18 protein-coding genes are annotated in these 25,936 nt (G+C 40.0%); 11 read left to right on the forward strand and 7 right to left on the reverse strand.

Annotated features, from left to right (window positions below; all coding sequences use genetic code 11):
* Nucleotides 1–26: 26 nt before the first annotated feature.
* Both J3U64_RS09260 and J3U64_RS09265 read right to left on the reverse strand, forming a co-directional pair.
* Nucleotides 27–803: an N-acetylmuramoyl-L-alanine amidase gene (locus tag J3U64_RS09260; protein WP_267409027.1), complete on the reverse strand. Its 777-nt coding sequence runs from the start codon at nucleotides 801–803 to the stop codon at nucleotides 27–29.
* 1,489 nt (nucleotides 804–2,292) lie between these two features.
* Nucleotides 2,293–2,649 (reverse strand): MerR family transcriptional regulator, encoded by a 357-nt coding sequence (locus J3U64_RS09265; RefSeq protein ID WP_267409028.1) that lies wholly within the window; start codon nucleotides 2,647–2,649, stop codon nucleotides 2,293–2,295.
* A gap of 140 nt (nucleotides 2,650–2,789) precedes the next feature.
* On the opposite strand from J3U64_RS09265, the gene J3U64_RS09270 reads away from it, so the two are divergent.
* Nucleotides 2,790–3,188, forward strand: a complete 399-nt coding sequence (locus J3U64_RS09270; RefSeq protein ID WP_100141208.1) for a carboxymuconolactone decarboxylase family protein — start codon at nucleotides 2,790–2,792, stop codon at nucleotides 3,186–3,188.
* Between the two features lie 437 nt (nucleotides 3,189–3,625).
* On the opposite strand, the gene uvrC is transcribed toward J3U64_RS09270, so the two are convergent.
* On the reverse strand, nucleotides 3,626–5,488 hold the full coding sequence (uvrC, locus tag J3U64_RS09275; RefSeq protein ID WP_267409029.1) for an excinuclease ABC subunit UvrC: 1,863 nt from the start codon (nucleotides 5,486–5,488) through the stop codon (nucleotides 3,626–3,628).
* A 102-nt stretch (nucleotides 5,489–5,590) separates the two neighbouring features.
* On the reverse strand, nucleotides 5,591–6,037 hold the full coding sequence (locus tag J3U64_RS09280) for a DUF4124 domain-containing protein (RefSeq protein WP_267409030.1): 447 nt from the start codon (nucleotides 6,035–6,037) through the stop codon (nucleotides 5,591–5,593).
* Nucleotides 6,038–6,230: 193 nt separating this feature from the next.
* Here J3U64_RS09280 and guaB point away from each other — a divergent pair, with 193 nt between their 5' ends.
* The 8 genes from guaB (at nucleotide 6,231) to J3U64_RS09320 (ending at nucleotide 16,703) form a co-directional block, all read left to right on the forward strand.
* Nucleotides 6,231–7,691: an IMP dehydrogenase gene (guaB, locus tag J3U64_RS09285; RefSeq protein ID WP_100141211.1), complete on the forward strand. Its 1,461-nt coding sequence runs from the start codon at nucleotides 6,231–6,233 to the stop codon at nucleotides 7,689–7,691.
* Nucleotides 7,692–8,000: 309 nt separating this feature from the next.
* Nucleotides 8,001–9,137, forward strand: a complete 1,137-nt coding sequence (carA, locus tag J3U64_RS09290; RefSeq protein ID WP_267409031.1) for a glutamine-hydrolyzing carbamoyl-phosphate synthase small subunit — start codon at nucleotides 8,001–8,003, stop codon at nucleotides 9,135–9,137.
* 54 nt (nucleotides 9,138–9,191) lie between these two features.
* The gene (gene leuE / locus J3U64_RS09295) at nucleotides 9,192–9,869 is read left to right on the forward strand and encodes a leucine efflux protein LeuE (protein WP_267409032.1); all 678 of its coding nucleotides are present in this window, start codon (nucleotides 9,192–9,194) and stop codon (nucleotides 9,867–9,869) included.
* A 70-nt stretch (nucleotides 9,870–9,939) separates the two neighbouring features.
* On the forward strand, nucleotides 9,940–13,146 hold the full coding sequence (carB, locus tag J3U64_RS09300) for a carbamoyl-phosphate synthase large subunit (protein ID WP_267409034.1): 3,207 nt from the start codon (nucleotides 9,940–9,942) through the stop codon (nucleotides 13,144–13,146).
* 863 nt (nucleotides 13,147–14,009) lie between these two features.
* Nucleotides 14,010–14,762, forward strand: a complete 753-nt coding sequence (locus J3U64_RS09305) for a Nif3-like dinuclear metal center hexameric protein (protein ID WP_267409036.1) — start codon at nucleotides 14,010–14,012, stop codon at nucleotides 14,760–14,762.
* 160 nt (nucleotides 14,763–14,922) lie between these two features.
* Nucleotides 14,923–15,528 (forward strand): glutathione S-transferase N-terminal domain-containing protein, encoded by a 606-nt coding sequence (locus J3U64_RS09310; RefSeq protein ID WP_100141216.1) that lies wholly within the window; start codon nucleotides 14,923–14,925, stop codon nucleotides 15,526–15,528.
* Between the two features lie 25 nt (nucleotides 15,529–15,553).
* Entirely contained in the window at nucleotides 15,554–15,994 is a 441-nt protein-coding gene (locus J3U64_RS09315) for a ClpXP protease specificity-enhancing factor (protein WP_100151947.1), read from the forward strand.
* A gap of 421 nt (nucleotides 15,995–16,415) precedes the next feature.
* Complete coding sequence (locus J3U64_RS09320; protein ID WP_267409037.1) at nucleotides 16,416–16,703, forward strand: hypothetical protein; 288 nt, start codon at nucleotides 16,416–16,418, stop codon at nucleotides 16,701–16,703.
* A gap of 81 nt (nucleotides 16,704–16,784) precedes the next feature.
* Here the strand turns inward: J3U64_RS09320 and J3U64_RS09325 are convergent, their stop codons facing one another.
* Nucleotides 16,785–17,417, reverse strand: coding sequence for a DUF2238 domain-containing protein (locus tag J3U64_RS09325; protein ID WP_267409038.1), 633 nt, complete (start codon nucleotides 17,415–17,417; stop codon nucleotides 16,785–16,787).
* 390 nt (nucleotides 17,418–17,807) lie between these two features.
* Between J3U64_RS09325 and ahpC the strand changes: the two genes are divergently transcribed.
* Nucleotides 17,808–18,374, forward strand: coding sequence for an alkyl hydroperoxide reductase subunit C (gene ahpC / locus J3U64_RS09330; protein ID WP_267409039.1), 567 nt, complete (start codon nucleotides 17,808–17,810; stop codon nucleotides 18,372–18,374).
* A 150-nt stretch (nucleotides 18,375–18,524) separates the two neighbouring features.
* On the forward strand, nucleotides 18,525–20,093 hold the full coding sequence (gene ahpF / locus J3U64_RS09335) for an alkyl hydroperoxide reductase subunit F (protein ID WP_267409040.1): 1,569 nt from the start codon (nucleotides 18,525–18,527) through the stop codon (nucleotides 20,091–20,093).
* Nucleotides 20,094–20,351: 258 nt separating this feature from the next.
* Here the strand turns inward: ahpF and cueO are convergent, their stop codons facing one another.
* On the reverse strand, nucleotides 20,352–21,899 hold the full coding sequence (cueO, locus tag J3U64_RS09340; RefSeq protein WP_267409041.1) for a multicopper oxidase CueO: 1,548 nt from the start codon (nucleotides 21,897–21,899) through the stop codon (nucleotides 20,352–20,354).
* A gap of 168 nt (nucleotides 21,900–22,067) precedes the next feature.
* On the reverse strand, nucleotides 22,068–25,936 hold a 3,869-nt coding region (locus J3U64_RS09345; RefSeq protein ID WP_267409042.1), incomplete at its 5' end, for an autotransporter outer membrane beta-barrel domain-containing protein.

Below are 25,936 nucleotides of genomic sequence, written 5' to 3' on the forward strand. Positions count from 1 at the left end.
AACGTCTTTTTCTATATGGCAATGATTTATTGTGCAGGTAAATACTTATTCACCAGTGCATATAAAATAGCTGCTGTTTCACAATCTAGTTTTCCGTCATATTTTTTGGGGCGAAAGTGAAGCTGGAAAGCTCGGATTAACTTAATGAACTGTTCTGCATTGGTATCTGCTCCGGTAATATCATAGCCATAGCGGCTTAACTGTTTTAATACTTCTGAATTGTCTGGAATACCTTGTTTTCTGAACCGAGTTTCGAAATGTAATTTTGTTTTTGTCTCGTACCATGCGCCTATACCGGCTTCGTACAGTTCTTTCCATGGGAAAGCTGCCCCGGGGTCGCTTTTACGCTGAGGTGCAATATCGGAGTGACCAACAACATTCGTTGGACTGATATCCGGATAACGCTGCAGAATGTTCAAACAAAGCTCTTTAATCGCTTTAAACTGATTGAGCTTATAAGGTGGAAAAGTAAAAATGCCGTTATTATCAGTAGCTAAATTAACTATTTCGATCCCAATTGATGTATCGTTAAGATTATTACGTCCTTGCCAGCTACTAACTCCAGCATGCCATGCACGGTCTGTTTCTGAGACTAGATTAAAAATCCGCATTTCATTAAAACCTGCTGCTTGATAGCTGAGTTCAGTATCATCAGGTATGAGATAATGAATACTGGTAGCTGAGCCACTCAAAGATTTCACAGAATCTGCAAAATTTTCTGCCGTATAGTGTAATACTAGAAAGCGTACGCGCTGGTTAAAACCGCCAACAGAGCGGTAACTATTGTAATCAATAGAATACATTCTATTTTCTCCTTTGTAATTTGTTTTCCCTTCTCTGAATTCAAACAAGTCTGAAGTTATGTTTTTAAGAAAAGGTAATACATTATATAACTAAAATTATATTAAGCAATATCTAATATAAAATATTATAATTTCAAATTATTTAGCATTAAATTTTTAATATTATGCATTAAAGGTTTATATTCAGTATATTGTCTTAATACAATCTATTATAGGATTTATATAGTGTGTTTATTGTTGATTAACAATAGGGTTGTTGGTAACAAATAAAATTAGGAAGGCTGTATGTTTTAGTTTAGTGAGGCAGACATTTATGTGTAATGTGCAGATAAATATTATTAGCAAGTTTAGCCAGAAATAGCATAAAAAAACAGATACTAGTGCATAAGAAAAAGAAAAGGATAGCTGTAAAAACAAATATTGCTATTGAATCTGGGCTGATTTCAAAGCCTGACCAGATTATTAGATATTTTCCACCATACCAAGACGAGAAAAGCAGGATGACAGACAGAATCAGACCCACCGATAATGTTTTTAAAGAGGGCGATGGATTCATTTCTGAATGAAAAAAAATAGCTTTGAAAGTACTGACATTAATAATAATGAGGTAGACAAAAAAACATATTAGTGCGCATATAGCAATAAATGCACAAGAGCCGGCCTGATCACAAGTATTGAAAAAATACCATCCCAATATACCAATAATAAAAACAGTATAACTAGCAACTAAAATCAGTAATTGTTTAGCTAGTTTTCCTTTGTTAAAAAAGGCCAATATATTTTTGGGCATAATTATCTATTAAAAATATAACTAGAAAAAATAATTATATTTACAAATATATTTTAATGTAAAGATATATAAAATGATCAGCTAATGCCTGTTGCCATCTCTGTTTAGCTTCAATCTTGTACACTGGATACATACTCTAAATAAACCGCCGAAATATAGCAACTTTACTTGCTAGTCTTGTTGCCAAAATGGGAATATTGTTTTGGAAAAGCGACTTGAGTTTAGCTCGTTTAGGCGATGGCGAATATTCGATAAAATTTTTATGCATTATCTGTAATATACTTGTAGAGTCGTATAGAGCGATTCATCGTGGATATTGTACTGTTGATGCGTGAATATCGTGGCAAAATGGTTTTACTTTTGGGTACTTTATAAAAATGCTGACAATTAGTATTCAAATACTGAGTTTCTGCCCCTCATCCAGTGGCATTAAGTACCTGACCATTACGGCCATCAATCCGCTTCCGACTATTTGTATAAGCTTTTAACATTTCCAGTCAGGCAACCAAAATAATGGCTCAGTATTTTACGATATGTGCATATAATTATCTGTTATTCTGGATATACAGTATCATTTTTAATAAAGTATCCTACTTAGTTGGGAAGTTAACGCATTTGTTTAACTTCCATTTGTAATAGCTGTTTTATTTACTGAATAATCAATGTTTTAAAATTATGAATTTACAGTCTTAGTTTTATTTATTTGGTTACCTCGAGATAACTTTTAATTTTATGTTCGATAAATTTAATGTTTTCATTAAGCTTATCCTGTTCCTGATGTAAAGAATCCAATTGCTCAAAAAGTAGAACTATTCTTTGTGGTATAGTTTTATTTCCCTGATAGCGCAACCTGGCATATTCCTGCATTTTTTTTATACTCATATCAGTTTTTTTCAGTCTGAGGATAAACTTCACCCAATCAATATCTTTTTCCGTATATACACGGCGATTATTTTGATCTCTAGTTGAAAATATTAATCCTTGTTTTTCGTAAAAGCGAAGTGTATCAATGGATAGACCACACATTTTTGAAAATTGACCAATTGAATATTGCATATTAGCTATCTATATTTTAATTACTTTATGTAATTGCTATTATATTTTGAAATTTTCAAATTACTAAAAAATGGTGTTGACGTGGAGTGAACTCCAGCATTTATCCTAAATCTGTAATCAAAACTTAAAAGGGAAACAAAATGGCTGAATTAAATCGTTTTGAAACAGGTTTAAAAAATCTGGCAAAAGTGGACGAAGTGGGTGGTCAGGCTGTAATTGATTCATTAGCAGGTCTGTATGAAGATGTAGGTAAATATATCATTGAATTTGCTTTTGGTGACATCTATGAACGTGGGGTTCTGGATTTAAAACAAAGAGAAATGATTACTATCACTAGCTTGCTTACGCAAGGCGATACAGTACCGCAATTACACTTTCACATCAATAGTTCTTTGAATGTGGGCCTGACTCGAGAAGAAATCATTGAAACTTTCATTCAGGCTTTACCATATGTGGGTTTTCCAAGAGTACTGAATGCAGTTAATGTAGCTAAAGAAGTATTTAAGAAAAGAGATGAAGAAGGCAAAGTAGGTATTTAAAATGTCTTTTCTTTTGAATCTATACATTTAGTTCACACAAATCACTTCCATACAACGAAGTGATTTTTTGTTTGAGCTAGCAATCACTTTAATTGATTATAAGCATTTATTTTATAATATTTTAGGATAAATGCTGGTATTGATTCAGGATTTATATGCATTATTATAATTTTTGAAAATTGGCTAATTTGCAAATATTCTCGACTGTATATCAGCAATAATTAAAGATAAATAAGCAATTAATCACATGGTGCAGAAAGACACAGAAACTAATTTATTCATATCTAACCAAGCAATATGGATAACGGATGAAATAATAAATTTAAATTGCTGACCTGTAATGATTTCTGTGTTTGGCAATATTTTATATTAGGCTGTTAATTAAAAAGTACTTAATTATTTATGTAATTTAAATCTATACTAATTATATGTTTATATTAATGTAGGGCAGCATATATTTTTTCAGCCAGTGCCTGACTGATTCCTTCTGTTTGGCTTAAGTCATGCACACTTGCAGCTACTACGCCACGCAACCCACCAAACCTTGTTAAAAGGGCTTGTCTGCGTTTGCTGCCGATACCAGGAATATTGTTTAGTGAAGAAGTAACTCTGGCTTTGGCTCGTTTCTGGCGATGGCCTGTGATGGCAAACCGATGTGACTCGTCACGTACTGTCTGCAATAAATGAAGTGCTGGATTATGTGGTTCCACACGGATATTGCGCTGTTGATGTGGAATGATAAGTTCTTCCAGACCGGCTTTGCGTTCCGGACCTTTGGCGATACCAACAATCGGAATATGAATACCCAGTTCCTGCCACACATCTAGAGCCATATGTACCTGACCTTTACCGCCATCAATCAATACTAAATCTGGCCAAGCGCCAATGCTGTCATCATTATCAGCCAGCCGTCCATAGCGACGGGTTAATACTTCTCGCATAGCTGCATAATCATCACCGGCTTTTGCTGTAGTAATATTATAGCGGCGGTACTTAGCTGGCTGCATAGCCTCATCCTCATATACTACACAAGATGCAATTGTAGCTTCCCCCTGTGTATGGCTGATATCAAAACATTCAATGCGATTCAGACTTTCTGCATCCATATCCAGTAATTGTGCCAGTGCTTCAATACGGTGTTGTTGGCTATGTTGTTGCAACCGATATTGTTCAATGGCCATTTGTGCATTACGTTCTGCCATCTGTAACCAAACACGTCTTTCTCCGACAGTATTATGTATAAACTGAATTTGCCGGCTGTTTTCTGCATTCAGTGCATCACATAAACTTTTAGGTAATTGAAAGTTACTGATTATAATATCTGGTTTGTTTTTACCTAAATAATGTTGAGCCACAAAAGCTTCACCGTAATGATTGAGCTTTTCAGTGACACGGAAGCGTGTATCTGGGAAAAAATTTTTATCCCCAACATGACGGCCACCGCGGATACTTACCCAATGGATACAAACAATATCGTTTTCTTCAGATAGGGCAAGTATATCAATATCATTCTGATTAGCTTGCTTGCTGTCAATAAATTGCTGGGATTGCATCAGCCCTAATGCTTGAATTTGATCTCGTACTTGCGCCGCTGTTTCAAAATCCAGTTGCTGAGCAGCCTGCTGCATTTTTTCATGTAGTGTGGCTGTTAATTCTCGGGTCTTGCCTTGTAAAAAACTAACAGCAGCTTTAACGCTACTCTGGTAGTCTTCTGCACTGATATGGCCGACACAGGGGCCGGAGCATCGTTTGATTTGATACAGAAGACAAGCACGGTCACGATGTTCAAATACGCTATCTTCGCAGGTGCGCAGCCGGAAAACCTTTTGCAAAGTTTGGATACTGTTTCTGACCGCGTAGCCATTCGGATAGGGACCAAAGTATTGGTTTGGTTTTTTCAGATTACCGCGATAATAAGCCATCTGCGGAAAACGGTGACCGGTAAGCATCAGGTAGGGGTAGCTTTTATCATCGCGGAATAAAATATTATATTTGGGAGACAAAGCCTTGATAAAATTATTTTCCAGTATCAATGCTTCGGTTTCCGAATGAGTAGCCGTGACCTCTATTCGTGCTACCTGTTTTACCATTAGCTGAATTCGCGGTGACAGGTCGGTTTTTTGAAAATAACTGCTCACGCGGCGTTTCAAATTTACTGCTTTACCAACATATAATACTTTGTCATGAATATCCAACATGCGATATACCCCCGGCACCAATGGCAGGTTTTTTAGAAACAGGGCTATATCAAATTTATTTTTATCTTCAGAGCTGGATGAAGTGTCAGCAATATCGGTCATGGTGGTGATTCATTCAGGTTAGCAACTGTGCAGCCATAAAAAAAGTCCATAAGCTGCATACACAACTTATGGATGATGAGTGAAATAGTCAAGAGTAAAAAATTAATTACAATTCAGCCGCACATCTTCATCATATCGCTGAATCAGCGCATCGCGGTTATTGGTACGTAGGCTGTCGGCCATTTTGCGATTCATCTGTGCTGTTTTACATGCAGATTCACGGTTTTTCTTATTTTGTGCTTCAATTCTCTTATTCTGTTCATCGGTCTTTTTATTTTGTTCTTCAATTTTGCGGTTCAGTTGTGCTTGTTGCTCAGTTAGGGTGTCCGAACCAGCCTGAGCGCTGGGCTGCGGTGCAGCCAGCGGGGTGGCAACTTGTGTGCGTACATTAAAACGCTGGGTTTTGGACGGAGTCAGTTGTACTGGTGCGTCTGAATATTCATTTACGCCTTTCTTATCACGCCAGGTGTAAACTTCTACCGCTCCTGCCATAATCGTGCTGCCCATCAGTGCTACTGCCAGTGACATTTTCAGTATTTTGTGACGCATGTTTACTTTTCCTTCGCGTTTGAAAATATATGTTTTGACTATTATACGATAAAAAAACTTTTTGATTACCAATACACCGGATTGTACAGAATGTGTAAAAGTATATTTTGCCAGTATGTCGCGGATTTGTTAGAATTGCACGCCAGTTCTTCCATCTGAATCTTCCTCTTTCTTCAAATAAAGAAGCCCTAAAATGCGTATAGTCGAAAAAGCTTACACTTTTGACGACGTGCTACTCGTACCTGCTCATTCTGAAGTACTGCCGCGCGACGTTATACTTAAAACCCCTCTTACCCGTCATATTAGCCTGAATCTGCCACTTGTTTCTGCGGCAATGGATACGGTAACAGAAGCTAAACTGGCTATTTCTATGGCACAGGAAGGCGGAATTGGCATTATTCATAAAAACATGAGCCCGGAACGGCAGGCACGTGCTGTTGCTAATGTAAAACGTTATGAAAGTGGCGTGGTTAAAGACCCTGTTACTATCAGTCCAGACACGTTGATAGGAGATTTAATCGGTCCTGGTCGCAAATATAAAGTATCTAGTTTACCGGTATTGGAAAACGGTAAAGTAGTCGGACTGGTCACCAACCGTGATTTGCGCTTTGAACGCAATCTACAACAAAAAGTAGCCAGCATCATGACACCGCGTGAGCGTCTGGTTACAGTCAGTGAAACCACCAGCATCAATGATGCACGTGAACTAATGCATACGCATAAAATCGAACGTGTACTGGTGGTTAATGCTGACTGGGAATTAAAAGGTCTGATTACTGTTAAAGATATTCTGAAAAATACTGCTTTTCCTAATGCCAATAAAGACAGTGAAGGCCGTTTGCGTGTCGGTGCGGCTGTAGGCGTAGGTCATGATACAGAAGAGCGCGTAGCAGCTCTGGTACAGGCTGGTGTTGATGTACTGGTTGTAGATACTGCCCATGGACACAGCCAAGGTGTGATTGAGCGTGTACGCTGGGTAAAAGAGCATTATCCAGAAGTAGATGTTATCGGTGGTAATATTGCCACCGCTGCCGCTGCACGCGATCTCGTGGCAGCAGGAGCGGATGCAGTAAAAGTAGGTATCGGCCCCGGTTCTATCTGTACCACACGCATTGTAGCCGGTGTGGGTGTGCCGCAATTGACTGCTATTCATAATGTGGCCACTGCGCTGGCCGGAACGGGCGTGCCGCTAATTGCTGATGGTGGTATCCGTTTTTCTGGTGATTTGGCCAAAGCTCTAGCTGCTGGAGCATCGTCTGTGATGCTTGGTGGTATGTTTGCCGGTACTGAAGAAGCCCCTGGTGAGATAGAGCTGTATCAAGGACGCTCTTATAAATCTTACCGCGGTATGGGTTCAATGGGTGCTATGAGTCAGGGTTCTTCTGACCGCTATTTTCAAGATAATGTATCCAGTGCAGACAAATATGTGCCGGAAGGTATAGAAGGGCGAGTTCCTTATAAAGGGCCTATCAGCCAGATTATCCATCAATTGGTAGGTGGATTACGTTCAAGCATGGGTTATCTAGGATGTAAAACTATTCATGATATGCATGAGAAAGCGGAATTTGTGGAAATTACCGCCGCTGGTATGAGCGAATCGCATGTACATGATGTACAGATTACCAAAGAAGCTCCGAATTACCATGTTCGCTGACAAATTGTTGTAAGATTTGATACTCGTGTAAAGGACAGCTTTCGGGCTGTCCGGTAACTTAATAAATATTTTCTCTTTTATTATTGATACCTGCATTGCCAAAGCAGGAAGGATTAGCTAAAATGCATTGCTTTCATGGCAGTGTAAGAAGCAGATTCTGCTGTCATATTCAAGCACGTAGCTCACGTATTTTTGCGTGAAGTGGCGTGTTTTTTTTTGCCTGCAAATGGTAAAGGAAAGCACAATTCATTACCCATAAAAACTGACTGTCGCTATGGCAACAGTCTGATTAAACCAAAGGACTCATCCATGACTACAAACGCAATTTTGGTGTTGGCTGATGGTTCCGTATTTCATGGTGTCAGCATTGGTGCAGCAGGGCAGGCAGTTGGTGAAGTTGTCTTCAACACCAGCATGACTGGCTATCAGGAAATTCTCACTGACCCGTCTTATACTCAGCAGATGGTAACGCTTACTTATCCGCATATTGGTAATACCGGTGTGAACAGTGAAGATACAGAAAGCAAACAAATTTATGCTGCTGGTTTGATTGTTCGTGATTTACCTCTTCTGCACAGTAATTTCCGTGCTGAAGAAAGTTTGGCTGATTATTTAAAACTTCATAACACTGTGGCAATTGCCGATATTGATACACGTCGTCTTACTCGTATGCTGCGTGATCAAGGTACTCAAGCCGGCTGTATTATAACTGGTAATGATACCAGCATTGACCAAGCACTGGAGCTAGCACGAACTTTCGGCAGCATGGCAGGTAAAGATTTAGCGCAACAAGTAAGCTGCACTACTCAGTATGAATTTACACAGGGAGAATGGCAGCTTGGACAGGGTTTTACACAGCCGCCGGCAGCTAAGTTTCATGTAGTTGCTTATGATTTTGGGGTTAAAACTAATATCCTGCGCATGTTGAGTGAACGTGGATGCCGATTAACTGTTGTACCTGCAACCACACCGGCAGCAGAGGTGCTGGCGTTGAATCCGGATGGTGTATTTCTCTCTAATGGCCCCGGCGACCCAGAGCCCTGTGATTATGCTATCAATGCCGTGCAAGAGATATTGGTTCATAAACTGCCGCTATTTGGTATTTGTTTGGGACATCAGCTTCTTGGCCTGGCACTGGGTGCTCAGACGCGTAAAATGCCTTTTGGTCATCATGGTGCCAACCATCCTGTACAGGATATGGATACAGGGCGTGTAGTGATTACTAGCCAGAACCATGGCTTCGAAGTAGATGCTGCTACCTTACCGGACAATGTTCGCATCACCCATAAATCATTGTTTGATGGTTCCCTACAGGGCATCAGCCTGATTAACCAGCCGGCGTTTTCTTTTCAGGGGCATCCTGAAGCAAGCCCCGGACCGCATGATGTTTCCTACTTATTTGACCGTTTTATCGAACACATGCAGACAGCCAGACAGAGCAAATAATTTAATTTTATTCGCTACAAAATTGATAATTAGTATAAATAGACAGGAACACCCGTGTTTGGTATTACTGAGCTGGGAACGTACATAGTTGGTGCTGTTGCCATCATTTTGCTTCCTGGTCCTAATTCAATGTATTGTTTGGCCATGGCTGGAAAATATGGCGTGAGAACAGCATATTGTGCCGTCGCCGGTATATTTTTAGGCGACAGCGTGCTTATGCTGCTTTCAGCTACCGGTGCAGCGTCCATCATTAAAACCATTCCTGTCTTGTTTATGTTGCTGAAGCTGGTTGGTGGTGTGTATTTGTTTTATTTGGGGTGTCAGCTTTTACGTTCGGCACTCAGACAATGGCACTACCGTCGGCAGGCTGCCACGGCTTTCAGAGAATCATTGTATGAATCAACCAGTACGGAACCCTCGCCATCAGCACGCTATGTATTTCAGCATGCACTTTTATTGAGCTTGTTAAATCCGAAAGCCATACTGTTTTTTTTGGCTTTCTTTGTCCAGTTTGTTGACCCGCATTACGCTTATCCTGCAATCAGCTTTCTGCTGCTGGCAATCATTCTGCAGCTATGCAGTATGACTTATCTGAGCATGCTTATTTTCAGCGGATTGTCGTTGGTTAAATGGTTTCGTCATTATCAGCGACTGGCTGCGGGTGCAGTAGCCAGCATCGGACTGTTATTTATGGCGTTTGCACTGAAATTATGGATGGCCAGCATAGACTGAAGCACTCTATCAGTAAAAAATGCTGCCGTACTGCTAAATTAAACAGATAATCATTGATAAAGGTATCAATATGCCCAAGCGCACAGACCTAAAATCTATTCTTATTATTGGTGCCGGCCCCATTGTAATCGGTCAGGCATGTGAGTTTGACTATTCCGGTGCACAAGCATGCAAAGCATTACGCGAAGAAGGCTATAAAGTCATCCTTGTGAACTCCAATCCAGCCACTATCATGACCGATCCGGACATGGCCGATGTTACTTATATAGAGCCCATTATGTGGCAAACGGTCGCAAAAATTATCGAAAAAGAACGTCCGGATGCCATCTTGCCAACCATGGGTGGGCAAACAGCACTCAACTGTGCGCTAGACTTAGCGCACCAAGGAATCCTGAAACAATATCAGGTAGAGTTGATTGGTGCTTCAGAGGATGCGATCGATAAAGCAGAAGACCGTGGCCGTTTCAAAGAGGCTATGAATAAAATCGGTTTGAATACACCGAAATCCTTTATCTGCCACAGTATGGAGCAGGCACTGGACGCGCAAACACAAGTGGGATTTCCAGCACTCATTCGGCCATCTTTCACTATGGGTGGCAGCGGCGGCGGTATCGCTTATAACAAAGATGAATTTATCAGCATCTGTGAACGCGGTTTCGATGCTTCACCTACACATGAACTGTTGGTCGAACAGTCCGTACTGGGGTGGAAAGAGTATGAGATGGAAGTCGTGCGCGACCGTGCCGACAATTGCATCATCATTTGCTCGATTGAAAACTTTGATCCATGCGGAGTCCATACCGGAGATTCTATTACTGTGGCGCCGGCACAGACTCTTACCGACAAAGAATATCAGCTTATGCGTGATGCATCGTTGGCTGTATTACGCGAAATAGGGGTCGATACAGGGGGTTCTAACGTCCAGTTTGCCATTAATCCGAATAATGGCGAGATGATAGTGATTGAAATGAATCCGCGTGTTAGCCGTTCATCAGCGCTCGCTTCTAAAGCCACGGGTTTCCCAATTGCCAAAATTGCTGCCAAATTAGCTGTTGGCTATACCCTGCATGAATTACAGAACGACATCACCGGCGGCCGAACTCCTGCTTCCTTTGAGCCAGCAATTGATTATGTTGTGACCAAAGTGCCGCGTTTTGCTTTTGAAAAATTTCCAACAGCAGATGATCGTCTGACTACTCAGATGAAATCAGTAGGTGAAGTTATGGCCATCGGCCGTACTTTTCAGGAATCTATTCATAAAGCTTTACGCGGTCTAGAAGTAGGTTTGAGCGGTTTTACCAGCCGCAGTAGTGATAGGGCAGTGATTCAGCGTGAATTGGCTAATCCTGGGCCAGAACGTATTCTGTATGTCGCCGACGCCTTCCGAGCCGGTTTTTCTCTTACCGAAATCCAGCAGATATGCGCTATTGATCCATGGTTTCTGGCTCAAATTGCTGATTTAATTACAGAAGAGCAGCAACTATCTGGACAGAAGCTTGATAACATTGATTACGCCGGCTTGCGTAGGCTGAAGCGCAAAGGTTTTTCAGATAAACGTCTGGCTCAGTTGTTGGGTTCTGATGAAACTAGTGTGCGACAGCATCGGCATCAGCTGAAGCTCCATCCAGTATACAAACGTGTTGATACCTGTGCAGCTGAATTTGCTACCGACACTGCCTATCTGTATTCCACTTATGAAGAAGAGTGTGAGGCTGAGCCGAGTCAGCGAAAAAAAATCATGATTCTGGGTGGTGGACCAAACCGTATTGGGCAGGGTATCGAATTTGATTATTGCTGTGTGCATGCCGCTTTGGCTTTGCGTGAATCTGGTTTTGAAACCATCATGGTTAACTGTAATCCTGAAACTGTGTCTACAGATTACGATACTTCCGATCGTCTGTATTTCGAACCACTCACACTCGAAGATGTGCTCGAAATTTGCCATACTGAGCAACCAGACGGCCTGATTGTACATTATGGTGGTCAAACGCCCCTTAAACTGGCGAATGAACTAGTAGCCAATGGTGTAAACATTATCGGAACTTCGGCAGATGCCATTGATGCAGCAGAAGACAGAGAACGTTTCCAGAAGATTTTGTATACTTTGAAATTGCGTCAGCCGGAAAACCGTACCGCACGTACTGAAGGCGAAGCATTGCAGCTAGCAGAAGAAGTTGGTTATCCGTTGGTGGTACGTCCTTCTTACGTACTTGGTGGCCGTGCCATGCAGGTGGTACATTCAGCTAACGAACTACAAACCTATATGCGCGAAGCTGTGCAGGTATCCAACGACAGTCCGGTATTACTCGATTATTTCCTCAGTCATGCCATCGAAGTAGACGTAGATTGTGTCTGCGATGGGAAGCAGGTGGTAATTGGCGGCATTATGCAGCACGTAGAACAGGCTGGCGTACATAGTGGTGATTCTGCCTGCTCCATTCCGCCATATTCTTTGTCGCCTGCCATTCAGGATGAAATTCGTCGCCAAACAGCAGCTATGGCTAAAGAATTAAAAGTTGTTGGGCTGATGAACGTGCAATTTGCGGTACAGGATGATGTTGTCTACGTTCTAGAAGTCAACCCGCGTGCTTCACGTACCGTACCCTTTGTATCCAAAGCCACCAGCGTACCACTGGCTAAAATCGGTGCACGGGTTATGGCAGGCATATCACTTGCAGAGCAGGGCTTCACGCAGGAAATTATTCCAGAATTCTATGCAGTTAAAGAAGCTGTGTTCCCATTCATTAAATTCCCCGGTGTCGATACCATTCTGGGGCCAGAAATGCGTTCAACTGGTGAAGTGATGGGCGTAGGTGAAACTTTTGCCGAAGCTTATCTAAAAGCACAGCTTGGTGCTGGTGAACGTATGCCGGCCATCGGCAAAGTTTTCTTAGCTGTACGGGATGAAGACAAGCCCTCTGTGGTGCAGGTAGCCACTAATTTTCAGTCACTCGGCTATGGCCTTTGTGCCACGCGCGGTACTGCAGCTTTTCTGGCACAACATGGGATTAATGTACAGGTAGTTAATAAAGTTACTGAAGGCAGACCGCATATAGTCGATGCCATCAAAAATGGCGAAATTGCACTGGTAGTAAACACTGTTAGCAGTGATATGCAATCCATCCAAGACAGCCACTCGATCCGCCGCAGTGCACTCAATATGCGCGTGCCTCTGTATACTACTATTGCAGGCGCACTGGCCATGAGCGAAGGTGTCAGCCAGTTGTCTCATACCCAAGTGTACAGTATTCAGAATCTGCATCAACGTGTTAAATAAATCATAATTTCAGATAATTTTTTATACAGAATAAGGCCATTAGCTGTATTTATAACAGTTAATGGCTTTTTAAATATAAGTTATACATATCCAATTTATATTGATTTATTTTGTGTTCAATTAATAAATTAGCTTTCATAATATATAAAGCATTTAAATGCTAGAAAAAGCTTTGTATGTATTAATTGAAATAAGCTTTTATGTATACTTTTGTCAATGCTGCATGATGTATAAGATTGGCTTGTACATGCAAGTTTGAATTTTCGAAATTACCGGTAGACTTATACACTATTGTCAGGTCAACTGTTTTACCAGATTTGCAGCAGGAAATGATTACAGTGTTCAGTGTGTTTTCTTTTAATTATAAATACGCTTTTAGATGTATTTACATACTAGTTTAATCCGAACTTTCCTAATATGTTTGTTTTATAAAAAACTCAAAAATTAAAATCAATAGTTTTTCCTTAAAAACATTGAGGCAAAATAAGAGCAAGTTTTTTGTAACTTTTTAAAAGGTGTAGATAGTAATTGTTGTGGTATCTGTCATAGTAAGTTTATTCAGTAGGATTTTTTTTCGCACTGTGCTACTGCTATTATTTAGCTTATTAAGTAAATAAAATTTATGCACCCCATTACATTTCCTTTTAAACAATAATTTTTTAAATTGTATTTGTAGATCAATGTATTGAAATTTATTTAATAGTTATTCGAAACATGATTTTAAAATTAATACATGAAATTTGTTTGTACAATTTATAAAATGAACAATATAGCCAGCGCTATTAGGTTTTAATTCAATCAATTGTTTAATCTAGTATATATAATTAAGAAAAAGTCGTATTCATATTGATATAAGGTAATTCATGGCCAATCGAAATGAGATTTTAGAATGGTGTGCTACGCAGCTTGATATAAACCAGTTTCGTGATTTTTGCCCCAATGGACTGCAGATAGAGGGCAAGAATGAGGTGAATAGGATCGTCTGTGCAGTCACTGCCAGTCAGGCTGCGATTGATTTTGCTGTCGCTCAGCAAGCAGATATGCTACTGGTACATCATGGTATGTTTTGGAAAAACGAAAATGCGGTTATTACCGGCTGGAAAAAACGTCGCATTCAGACGCTGTTATGCCATGATATTAATCTTGCTGGCTATCATTTGCCACTGGATGCACACCAACGATGGGGTAATAATGTGCAGTTGGGGTTACGTTTGGGTTGGCAGCTTGACGGATGTGGTGGGGAACAGAACCTGCTGCAATTCGGCACTCTGACTCATCCACAAACTCCGGTAGAGCTTGCTGAGCAGCTGGCACAAAATCTTGGTCGAAAACCGTTGCTGTTAAGTACCAGGCCACAACAGCAGATTCGTAAACTGGGCTGGTGCACTGGTGGGGGTCAAAGTTTTTTTCAGCAGGCCATTGATACAGGAGTAGATGCTTTTATCACCGGTGAAGTATCCGAACCCCAATACCATCTGGCACAGGAGTGCGGTGTTGTGTTTATCGCTGCCGGGCATCATGCAACTGAACGCTATGGTATTCAGGCTCTGGCGCAGGCTGTGGCAGCACAGTTTAACATCCACCAACAGTTTTTTGATGAACCCAATCCTGCATAGTTGCTATGGTTGTACAGAAGTAAGTTTTTTTAGAAAAAATTTTAATAAACATAAACTTAAGCTATTTTTCTGGTAAAAATAGAGTCATTTGTCTATAATTAGATAATTTTTTTGACACCACACTGTATTGATATTATACGGTAATTCTGGGAAATTAATCATGATGACATTATATGCGGGTATTACCTGCCCGTTTAGTCAGCGTTGCAGCTTTGTCCTGTATGAAAAGGGCATGGATTTTGAAATAAAAGATGTAGACGTTTACAATAAGCCTGAAGATTTGGCTGTGATGAACCCATATAATCAGGTACCCGTGCTAGTGGAGCGTGACCTGATTCTGTATGAATCCAATATTATTAATGAATACATTGATGAACGCTTTCCTCATCCGCAGCTGATGCCGGCAGATCCGGTTATGCGTGGCCGCGGCCGTCTGGTTTTGTATCGGCTAGAAAAGGAACTGTTCAGCCATGTACTGGTATTGGAAAATCCAGAATCCAGTAATAAAGAAATGAATAAAGCCCGCGAAGCCATTACACAGGGGCTAACTATGCTGGCACCGGCATTTAGCAAGAATAAATACATTATTGGTGATGATTTTTCCATGATTGATGTGGCACTGGCGCCGTTGTTATGGCGCTTGGATCACTATGACATTAAGTTGCCAAAATCGGCAGCACCTTTGCTGAAATATGCAGAACGTATTTTCCAACGTGAAGCCTTCATTGATGCATTAACACCGGCAGAAAAGGCCATGCGTCGTTAAGCATTCTTGATAAAGGGAGAACACAATGAGCAAACTGAGTACTAAACCTTACATTCTACGCGCTCTGTATGAGTGGGCGCTGGACAGTGGTTATACACCGCACATTGTTGCATGGGTAAATGATAAAACCCAAGTCCCTCTTCAGTATGTTCGAGATAATGAGATTGTGCTCAATATTGGTGCTGTGGCAGCGCATAATCTGAATATTGATAATGAGTGGGTAAGCTTTGCAGCTCGTTTCAACGGTATATCACATGATATCTGGATTCCAGTTGGACATGTTATTAGTCTGTTTGCTCGGGAAACTGGTGAGGGAATGGGTTTCGAATTAGAGCCGCTTACTGATGAAAAAGCATCGATTTCTACATCCGAAGAGACTTTTGATACGGAAAATAGCTCCGAAAAAAATCCGGCTGCTGAAAGTAATCAGTCTGGCGGGAAAAAAGGGCTAAAAATTGTCAAATAAATGAATTTATTTACTAATTTTTGAGACTATCAGATGCAAAAGGCTGAAATGGATTAATTTCAGCCTTTTTTGATTTTTATATTCAAATGTTTTTTTCAGCAAGTGTTACACTCTAATTACTCAAAAATATTTAAGTAATCGGAAATAAATTTATTTTTAATAAATTTTTTACAATCACAATCAAATCAATTAATACTAAACATTTTGATTTCAAGCAACTAGTTTTTTTATAGGTTGTTTTCACTACAAATTTTAATTATCAGTATGAGGAATTAAAATTTATATTATTTCCTGTTTTTAAAATCATATTTAAATGAATGATACTTCATTGTAAAAGTAATATAGGTTAGAATAAATACCATTAAGTAATTAAACTTTACAATTAATTTCCTCTGCTTTACATGTACTGGAGTTTGAACTTATGAACCAAACTACTGAATCTGCTGCAGTTGGTAAGGATTTAAGTGAACAGCTGACGCATAAAGAACAAAAATTTAAACGGGTAAAATTTTATTTCAATGCTATTTTTACTTTATGCTTTATCGTTTTTGCTTTGGGTTTGGTGTGGATGAATGTTATGGCTATAGCCAGTTCATTTATCACAGCAATGATGTTTGGTATGGCTTATCTGGGTGTGATTATGATTTTTGAAGAAGATATCAAAGAAATCAAAATCAAGCTGGAAAAAAGTGCATCAGTTAATATTTGACTCTTTTTTGATTAGTGGATATTGCTTCTGTACTCTTATTTGAACAAAATAGGGCATAAACTATTTTAGGATAAATAAACATTATTTACTTTGATGCATGGAGTGAAAGGTTTTTTCTTCGTTCTCTGGCTGTAAATGACGTTTACTGAAGTAGAGATAAATCAGCATGCTGCTGGCGCCGATTAGACACCATAGCATATCTTTCTGAGTATCCCATACATCGCCTTGTGTACCCAGAAAAGCGACAGCTTCCTGATTACTGATTTCTGCTACCATCCATTCGAATAGCTCATAAATGGCACTGATAGCCATACATACACAGCCACTTAGAAAGACTACCCAACTACGTTGGCGTACGATGTGTAAGCCCCAGAGTAATTCGCTGGCGATAATGGCTGGCGAGAAACCCTGAAAAAAATGGCCTAATTTATCGTAATTATTTCGTGACCAGCCAAGCAAGCTGCGCAGGTAATTAAATACTGGTTCCTGTGCATAGGTGTAATGACCTCCGATCAATAAAATTAATGCATGAATCAGTACGACCCAGTACATCAATTCACTGAAGCGGAAACGGGAATAGGTACATATAAGTATTGTAACACCTATCAAAGCCGGAAATACTTCTAGCCCCCAAGTGGGATAGTCATGTGGCTGATAGCCAGACCACACTAAAACTACTAGGAATAAGGCTAATTGCAGAATATGACTTTTCATAGGTTTCAGCCCCGGCATATGACTGGATAGGATGTACAGTCAAGTCTGTCTCGTACTGATCTAAACCAATACCTATATTTCAATATGTAATCAAATATATAGGCTTGATTAATTATTATAGTCTGGTTTTAATTGTGAATGAAATACTCAGAAAAACAATGAGTTCAAAAGTCGTCTTAGTTTCAGTTTCCATTATCTGCTCAGTAGAATGGATTAAATAATCATTTTCTCAATGCTTTTTGATAATTGTCAGGGGTTAAAAAATCAAATATATGATTTTTATAAATAAAAAAAACTATCACTTACATAAAATCATTTGATTATATTTATTGAAGAATTTTGTGTACTATACGTTCATAAATTAATTCAACCTTTTTTAAGGAGATACTTATGGTTGCTAATGTAAATACTGAAATTAAACCTTTTAATACCACTGCTTTTCATAATGGTAAATTTGTTGATATCAGTGAAGCTGATGTGAAAGGTAAATGGTCTGTTTTCTTTTTCTACCCAGCTGACTTTACTTTTGTTTGCCCTACTGAATTAGGTGATCTAGCCGATCATTATGATGAATTGCAGAAAATGGGTGTGGAAGTTTACTCTGTATCTACTGATACACATTTCACTCATAAAGCTTGGCATGATACTTCTGATACTATTGCTAAAATCAAATATTTTATGCTGGGCGACCGTAATGGTACGCTGGCTACCAATTTTGGTGTAATGCGCGAAGGTCAAGGTTCTGCTGACCGTGCTACTTTCTTGGTAGACCCTCAAGGTATCATTCAGAGTGTGGAAGTAACTGCTGAAGGTATCGGACGTGAAGCATCTGATTTGGTACGTAAAGTTAAAGCTGCTCAATATGTAGCATCTCATCCGGGTGAAGTATGTCCGGCTAAATGGAAAGAAGGCGATAAAACACTGGCTCCTTCTTTGGAACTGGTTGGTAAAATTTAAGCACTTAAACACACACATCTTATCTGCTGTTAATTAGCAGCCATTCAGTCCGGATACCGGCTGCGGTATCTGGGCTTTTTAGTAAAATAAATATACAGGCTATCAAAAATAGAATATCGATTGTTATTTTTAATGTAATGGAGCAGTAATATGTTAGACGACACCCTGAAAAGCCAATTAAAAGCTTATTTAGAATATGTAACCAGACCGGTTGAAATCATAGCAACTCTGGATGAAAGTGCAGGTGCTCGCGACATGCTGGCACTGTTACAAGATGTTGAAGCACTTAGTGATAAAGTTACCTTACGCACTGATGGTGAGTCTGAACGTAAGCCCAGTTTTGAAATTACCAATCTGGGTACACATACCGGACTGATATTTGCCGGTAACCCGATGGGGCATGAGTTTAGTTCACTGGTGCTGGCCTTATTACAGGTAGGCGGACATCCTTCTAAAGAAGCAGAATCTTTGCAGCAGCAGATTAAAAATCTGCAAGGCAACTATCACTTTGAAACTTATTATTCAATTACATGTCATAATTGTCCGGATGTAATTCAGGCGCTGAATCTGATGACTATTCTTAATCCGAATATCACGCATACAGCAATTGACGGAGCTCTGTTTCAGGATGAAATTGAAGCCAAACAGATTATGGGTGTGCCGGCTGTTTTTCTGAATGGCGAGTCGTTTGGTCAGGGGCGGATGGAGCTTGCTGAAATAGTAGCTAAACTGGATAGCAATGCCGCCAGTGATGTTGTAGATGAATTGAATGCCAAGGCACCCTTTGATGTGTTGATTGTTGGTGGAGGACCAGCGGGTGCAGCAGCTGGAGTATATGCTGCACGTAAGGGTATCCGTACAGGAATAGTGGCAGAACGTTTTGGTGGGCAGGTACTGGATACGCTTGAGATTGAAAATTATATTTCGGTATTGACAACAGATGGTCCGCGGTTTGCTCGTGATCTGGAAAGCCATGTCCGCAGTTATGATGTCGATATTATGAATCTGCAAAAAGTCAGTGCACTGGTACCGGCTAAAACTGAAGGTGGCCTGATTGAAGTACATACCGAAAATGGTGCTGTACTGAAATCTCGTACAGTAATTCTTTCTACAGGTGCTCACTGGCGTTCGATGAATGTACCGGGTGAACAGGAGTACCGGACTAAAGGTGTTACCTATTGTCCGCATTGCGATGGCCCGTTATTTAAGGGTAAAGATGTAGCTGTAATAGGCGGTGGTAATTCCGGAGTAGAAGCTGCCATTGATCTGGCTGGTGTGGTGAAGAGCGTCACCTTGCTCGAATTTTCCGATAAAATGCGTGCAGATGAAGTTTTGCAGCATAAACTAAACAGTTTGCCCAATGTAAAAGTTATCTTAAATGCCCAGACAACTGAAGTTACCGGTGCTGAAGGTAAGGTTAATGGTTTGAATTATCAGGACAGAACTACCAATACAGCTCATCATCTTGCTTTAGAGGGTATTTTTGTTCAGATTGGTCTGCTGCCCAATACCAGCTTTTTGCAGGGTACCGTTGAGTTAACTGAACCAATGCATGAAATTGCAATTGACCGCTATGGTAAAACGAGCGTACCCGGTGTCTTTGCTGCCGGTGATTGCACTAATGTACCTTATAAACAAATTATTATTGCTGCCGGTGAGGGGGCAAAAGCAGCTTTAAGTGCTTTTGATTATCTAATTCGCACCAGTGCACCACAATAACTGTTTTTTATTATTTATCCCTCAAAATTTGCTGTTTTGAGGGATATTTCTATTCTAGCCAAATAAAGATTGTTTAGGATTGCCTGCAGCTTTCCGGGAGTATTCAACAAACCTTGTTTGAAAAAAATCGCAGCAGTAATAAATCTATTCTCGTATGTGCAACTGAGTAGCGAAGATATGATAATAATATTTATCAGCTGTGTTCTTTCGTTTCTAATTTAGTACAAATTGTTCCATTTTTTGAACTTATTATTTGATTCATACTCTAAAACTTAGCATCATGCCAGTATCCTCATGTTCGAGTATATGACAATGTGCCATGTAGGGAAAACTAGATGGAGCAGGGTGGTTGAATTTGACCAATACTTTGCTTACAGCACCTTCTACACTGACTATATCTTTCCACCCTGCACGATGAGCTGGCGGAATTTTACCGTTTTCACTTAAGATCCTGAATTGAGTACCGTGTATATGGAAGGGGTGTAGCATCATATCGCCTACACCGGATATTTCCCAGCATTCATACTGTCCTTTATTAGCTTTAAAGGCTGGTTTGTGGATATCAAAAGTCTGTCCGTTAATCCGATTTGCATGCATCAAATCTAAATCAGCCATGTTTGCCTGCATATTATGATGCATCACAGCCATATGTCCGTGATTTGCAGGCATGTGATGCATGGATGAGTCGCCGGAAAGTTGCTGTAAAGCCTGCATGCCCAGAGTGTCCAGCTGTGAATCCATAGACAATTTAAATTGTCTATTAGTTAGAAGAGCTACAGAAGGGATGGCAGGTAGTTTATTGTTAAGCTGTTCCGGCAAACTGGCGTTGTTTCGAGTAGATACGGTGGCCACTTGGATAATTGGGTAGGGTTGATCAAAGGGAGCAAGATTCATACCCATTTGCTTTACTGGCAATGTCAGTAGGTCAAATGCCTGTGCGTTGCTTGTATCAATCAGTACTTCAAAACGTTCAGCCGGCAACATGTACAGATTCTGCACTGCTACCGGTTCAGGCAGAAAGCCTCCATCACTGGCAATAACATACATCGACCGGTTATCACTGCATGCCAGATTCAGGCTTCTGGCGTTACAGCCGTTGAGCAGACGCAGTCGTAGCCAGCCACGTGGCGCATAATGTTGAGGATACAGCTGCCCATTACACAGCAGAGTATCGCCAAACCAGCCCACAGCAGCACTTAGTACATTAAGCTGATAATCAATCTGCCCATTCTCATCAAATTTTTTATCCTGAATTATCAGCGGAATATCATCTATTCCCCAGTTTTTAGGTAATGGCAAGCTGGTGCTGTTGGCATCTTCTAGCAAAAGCATACCGGCCAGCCCCATGGCTACTTGTTTTCCAGAATGCATATGCGGATGCGGATGATACCAGCAGGTTGCAGCCTGTTGTATTGAAGTAAGGTTGATTTGCCGTGTTTGTCCGGCTTCAATGCTTGCTTGTGGCCCACCATCAGCGATACCTGATATTTCCATTCCATGCCAGTGTACTGTAGTGGCTTCGTTAAGACGGTTATGTACTGTAATCTGCACAGGTTTGTTTCGGTACAAGCGAATTACAGGGCCGAGTAAAGCACCATTGTAGCCCCATGTGGTAATCAGATTTTTGCCAAACTGGCTTTGGCCTTGCTGTACCGTAAGTTGAATTTTAGTTTGTTTGGCAGTGTCCAGCAAAGGCGGGATTATCAGCTTCGGTAAGGCTGCATTTCCCTTGGCAAAAGCCGGCCATGGCAGGCCGGCTGCTGCTCCTAATAATGTGGAATATCTGAGAAAATCACGTCTGTTCATGATAATTCCTCTATAAAAATAAATAGCTTAAACCTTTACGTGTAGGTAAGGTCAAGCTATTCTGCCAAAATTTTTTCTGAAATTAAAAAAACAGGACAAAACCTTTTGCAGTTTTGTCCTGTTGCGAACCTCTTATTGCATCATACTGTCAATTTTGCAATTACAGGTTTATAACCAAGTATATTTATAACCCATTGTGCCCTTGAAACCTTTACGTTTGTCGCTACCAAAGTTTTTCTCGTAACGTACATCTCCGTAAAAATCACTCTGTTTGGTAATTGGCAGTTGAATACCCAAACCGAGCTCTCCCCAGGTTTTAGCATATTCTTCTTTCAAGCTATCGCGGCCAATATCAACAGATTTTGGATTAACAAAATCATGCCAGATATTCGCAACGCCATAGAATGATGAAGGTGGTAAATTATCCGTTACATCACCGTTATAGCCAAAGCGCATACCTACACGACCGCGCAATGCAGATGGGTCGTGCTGATCAACATGGCGAATACGGTCATTAAAATCATCCAGAGACAAATACTGATAAACCAACTGAGCCTGTGGTTCGATAAACCAGTTGTTACCATAAACAATAAAGGATTTTCCAGTTTCAGCGGATAATGCTGCACCCCAGCCATTTTGATGCTCGGACTCATTAGAGCGTGCACTATATTTATTACGTAGATAAGTTACCTGGCCTACAAGATCTACATAGCCACCATTAATACCGTAGAATGTACCATAGCCACCAACACTTACTGCATCCGTACGGCCTTTACCATTGTAGTGGTCATCTACAACTCTACCGTTTTCTGCGCGATATTGATCTCGGAAGTCATTTTCATTATGACCATAAGCTACATAGCCACCTACATGTCGGCGTGTACCATTTTTATCGTTTTCATCCAATATAAAATCGTGACCAATTTGAAGAACAGACTGATTTCCGGCTGTATCCAAACGTTTCTTACCATCTTTATCCAGATGTTTTACAACTACTCTGGCCCAAGTTTGCTGTTGGTCTTCACCTAGAGCCGTATTATTGGTACCGTTGATATTGTAAGTTTGATTTTCACTACGACGTTCATGCAATGTACCGATCGTTGTAAAGCCTAGTTCCATATCTGCTGTAGGCATTTGTACATAGCCTGATACCGGTTCTGCATAAATGGGTACTTCAGGTGGATTGGGTTTGTCTGGACCAGTTTTGCCCTTAGCTTTTAAAGTCCATGCATAATCTGTTCCTGCTGAGCCATCCGCACGGGTGGTGTTGATTTTTTCAAGCTGTGCTTCACCGGCATTTGTAGTTGGAGCTTTACCTGTAAAGTCACTTCCTGTTGTTTGTCCGTCTACGTGTACAACGACAGCAGAATGGATAGGTATTTCTTTCTGCGTTACATCACCATAGATTCCATTTTTATTGGCTGTATGTACTGTTGTCGGTTTATTCCCGATTACATTTCCAGCAATGTCTACACGGTCACTGTAAGTGGTGCCATCCTTATTCCAGAACGTATTAACGTACATCTGACCACCACCCGTATAGTCACCTTTTACTGTTATGCTATGGTATTTATCTTTATCAGCAGCATCTACTGAAGGAATCTCTGGAAATTTAATCGTTCCTTTGCTGTTTGTCAGATTGGTTAGCACAGAATTGCCGGTATTTGTCCAAATACCCTGGTTATCAAGATCAATTTTTCCGTTCTTGGTGAAACCTGAATTACTGGTGGTACCGGTAAAGTTTCCAGTGTTTACGCCTATAATTGAACCAGTATTGGCATTGACAAGATTACCATCAAAATCAGCTGTATTACTAAATGATATCAAACCGGAACTAGTTTCATCATTAGTTACATCTGTTCGAAGTATATGATTATTGATGACCGAAACTTCACCAGTTCCAGAATTGGTAATCTGTGCAGGAGAGCTTACCCCCTGGTTGATAAAACTGATCTTACCAGAGCGGTTATTAATAATATTACTGCTGAGATTACCTGAGCTTTCATTGGTGATTTTGATTGCCCCTGAAGCATCGTTACGGACAGTACTTGTTAGTGTCTTTCTATTGATAATCTCAATATTATTTTCATCTGATCCTTTGCGTTCACCCAAATTAGCTATTAAACCACCCAAAACATCATCGTTTGTAATTTGGATATTACCTTTTTTGTTATTCGTAATTTCGCTATCAAGATGACCCTTCAGATTATTATGAATTTCTATAGTACCTTCATCATTGTTAGTAATCTTATTTCCATTCATTTGACCATTATTTTCTACTATAAGCGTACCGGTACCATTATTATCAAATGCTCTGCTCATAGTATTGTTATTGGTAATCTTTAAAGTGCCGTTATTCAAATTGTTAATTTTTCCGGTACTGCTGCTGACTCCTGTAGCATTGTTATCAATATTTCCGTTGTTTATCAGAGAAATCATTCCGGAACTTTCATTAGAGATATCACCATCTAGCTCACCATCAGTACTATTGGTAACCTCAATACTACCCGTTCCTTGGTTAGTGATATTACCGGTAATTTTTCTGTTATTAATAATATTAATATTATTAGTATCAGAAAGCCCTTTAGCCCCAGTATTCGTAATGGATCCGCTTAAGATATTGTTATTAACAATCTTAATAGCACCGGTGGAAGAGTTACTAATCGCACTATCAATTACACCAGTGTCTTTATTATTGATAGTAATCGAACCGGTACCGTTATTGTTAATCTGATTACTGCTGGAATTACCTTCATTATCTAAAGTAATGCTACCGGAATTACCATTATTGATATTACCGGTGATTGAGCCAGTACCTTTAGTATTCTGAACATGGATACTACCTTTGCCATTATTAGTAACCGTACCAGTAAGATTTTTATTATTGGTAATATCAATATTATTAGCAGCAGAAGTGCTCGCATCACCAGTATTAGTAATGGTACCGCCCAGAACATTATTATTAACAATCTTAATAGCACCAGAGGCAGAGTTGCTGATATTACTATCAATTACACCAGTGTCTTTATTATTGATAGTAATCGAACCGGTACCGTTATTGTTAATCTGATTACTGCTGGAATTACCTTCATTATCTAAAGTAATGCTACCGGAACCACCATTATTGATATTACCGGTGATTGAGCCAGTACCTTTAGTATTCTGAACATGGATACTACCTTTGCCATTATTAGTAACCGTACCAGTAAGATTTTTATTATTGGTAATATCAATATTATTAGCAGCAGAAGTGCTCGCATCACCAGTGTTCGTAATGGTACCGCCCAGAACATTATCATTAACAATCTTAATAGCACCGGTGGAAGAGTTACTAATCGCACTATCAATTACACCAGTGTCTTTATTATTGATAGTAATCAAACCGGTATCGGTATTGTTAATCTTATTACTGCTGGAATTACCTTCATTATCTAAAGTAATGCTACCGGAACCACCATTATTGATATTACCGGTGATTGAGCCAGTACCTTTAGTATTCTGAACATGGATACTACCTTTGCCATTATTAGTAACCGTACCAGTAAGATTTTTATTATTGGTAATATCAATATTATTAGCAGCAGAAGTGCTCGCATCACCAGTATTAGTAATGGTACCGCCCAGAACATTATCATTAACAATCTTAATAGCACCAGAGGCAGAGTTGCTGATATTACTATCAATTACACCAGTGTCTTTATTATTGATAGTAATCGAACCGGTACCGTTATTGTTAATCTGATTACTGCTGGAATTACCTTCATTATCTAAAGTAATGCTACCGGAACCACCATTATTGATATTACCGGTGATTGAGCCAGTACCTTTAGTATTCTGAACATGGATACTACCTTTGCCATTATTAATAACCGTACCAGTAAGATTTTTGTTATTGGTAATATCAATATTATTAGCAGCAGAAGTGCTCGCATCACCAGTGTTCGTAATGGAACCGCCCAGAACATTATCATTAACAATCTTAATAGCACCGGTGGAAGAGTTACTAATCGCACTATCAATTACACCAGTGTCTTTAT

The sequence above is a fragment of the Snodgrassella sp. B3800 genome, assembly GCF_026535865.1.
Lineage (GTDB): Bacteria > Pseudomonadota > Gammaproteobacteria > Burkholderiales > Neisseriaceae > Snodgrassella > Snodgrassella alvi_E.

Excerpts from the sequence above, each read along its gene's own strand:
- J3U64_RS09305 (WP_267409036.1), top strand. The coding sequence starts at position 14,010 with ATGGCCAATCGAAATGAGATTTTAGAATGGTGTGCTACGCAGCTTGAT.
- guaB (WP_100141211.1), top strand. The coding sequence starts at position 6,231 with ATGCGTATAGTCGAAAAAGCTTACACTTTTGACGACGTGCTACTCGTA.
- J3U64_RS09270 (WP_100141208.1), top strand. The coding sequence starts at position 2,790 with ATGGCTGAATTAAATCGTTTTGAAACAGGTTTAAAAAATCTGGCAAAA.
- carA (WP_267409031.1), top strand. The coding sequence starts at position 8,001 with ATGACTACAAACGCAATTTTGGTGTTGGCTGATGGTTCCGTATTTCAT.
- J3U64_RS09280 (WP_267409030.1), bottom strand. The coding sequence starts at position 6,037 with ATGCGTCACAAAATACTGAAAATGTCACTGGCAGTAGCACTGATGGGC.
- cueO (WP_267409041.1), bottom strand. The coding sequence starts at position 21,899 with ATGAACAGACGTGATTTTCTCAGATATTCCACATTATTAGGAGCAGCA.
- J3U64_RS09310 (WP_100141216.1), top strand. The coding sequence starts at position 14,923 with ATGATGACATTATATGCGGGTATTACCTGCCCGTTTAGTCAGCGTTGC.
- carB (WP_267409034.1), top strand. The coding sequence starts at position 9,940 with ATGCCCAAGCGCACAGACCTAAAATCTATTCTTATTATTGGTGCCGGC.
- J3U64_RS09315 (WP_100151947.1), top strand. The coding sequence starts at position 15,554 with ATGAGCAAACTGAGTACTAAACCTTACATTCTACGCGCTCTGTATGAG.
- J3U64_RS09260 (WP_267409027.1), bottom strand. The coding sequence starts at position 803 with ATGTATTCTATTGATTACAATAGTTACCGCTCTGTTGGCGGTTTTAAC.
- ahpC (WP_267409039.1), top strand. The coding sequence starts at position 17,808 with ATGGTTGCTAATGTAAATACTGAAATTAAACCTTTTAATACCACTGCT.
- ahpF (WP_267409040.1), top strand. The coding sequence starts at position 18,525 with ATGTTAGACGACACCCTGAAAAGCCAATTAAAAGCTTATTTAGAATAT.
- J3U64_RS09325 (WP_267409038.1), bottom strand. The coding sequence starts at position 17,417 with ATGAAAAGTCATATTCTGCAATTAGCCTTATTCCTAGTAGTTTTAGTG.
- J3U64_RS09320 (WP_267409037.1), top strand. The coding sequence starts at position 16,416 with ATGAACCAAACTACTGAATCTGCTGCAGTTGGTAAGGATTTAAGTGAA.
- J3U64_RS09265 (WP_267409028.1), bottom strand. The coding sequence starts at position 2,649 with ATGCAATATTCAATTGGTCAATTTTCAAAAATGTGTGGTCTATCCATT.
- uvrC (WP_267409029.1), bottom strand. The coding sequence starts at position 5,488 with ATGACCGATATTGCTGACACTTCATCCAGCTCTGAAGATAAAAATAAA.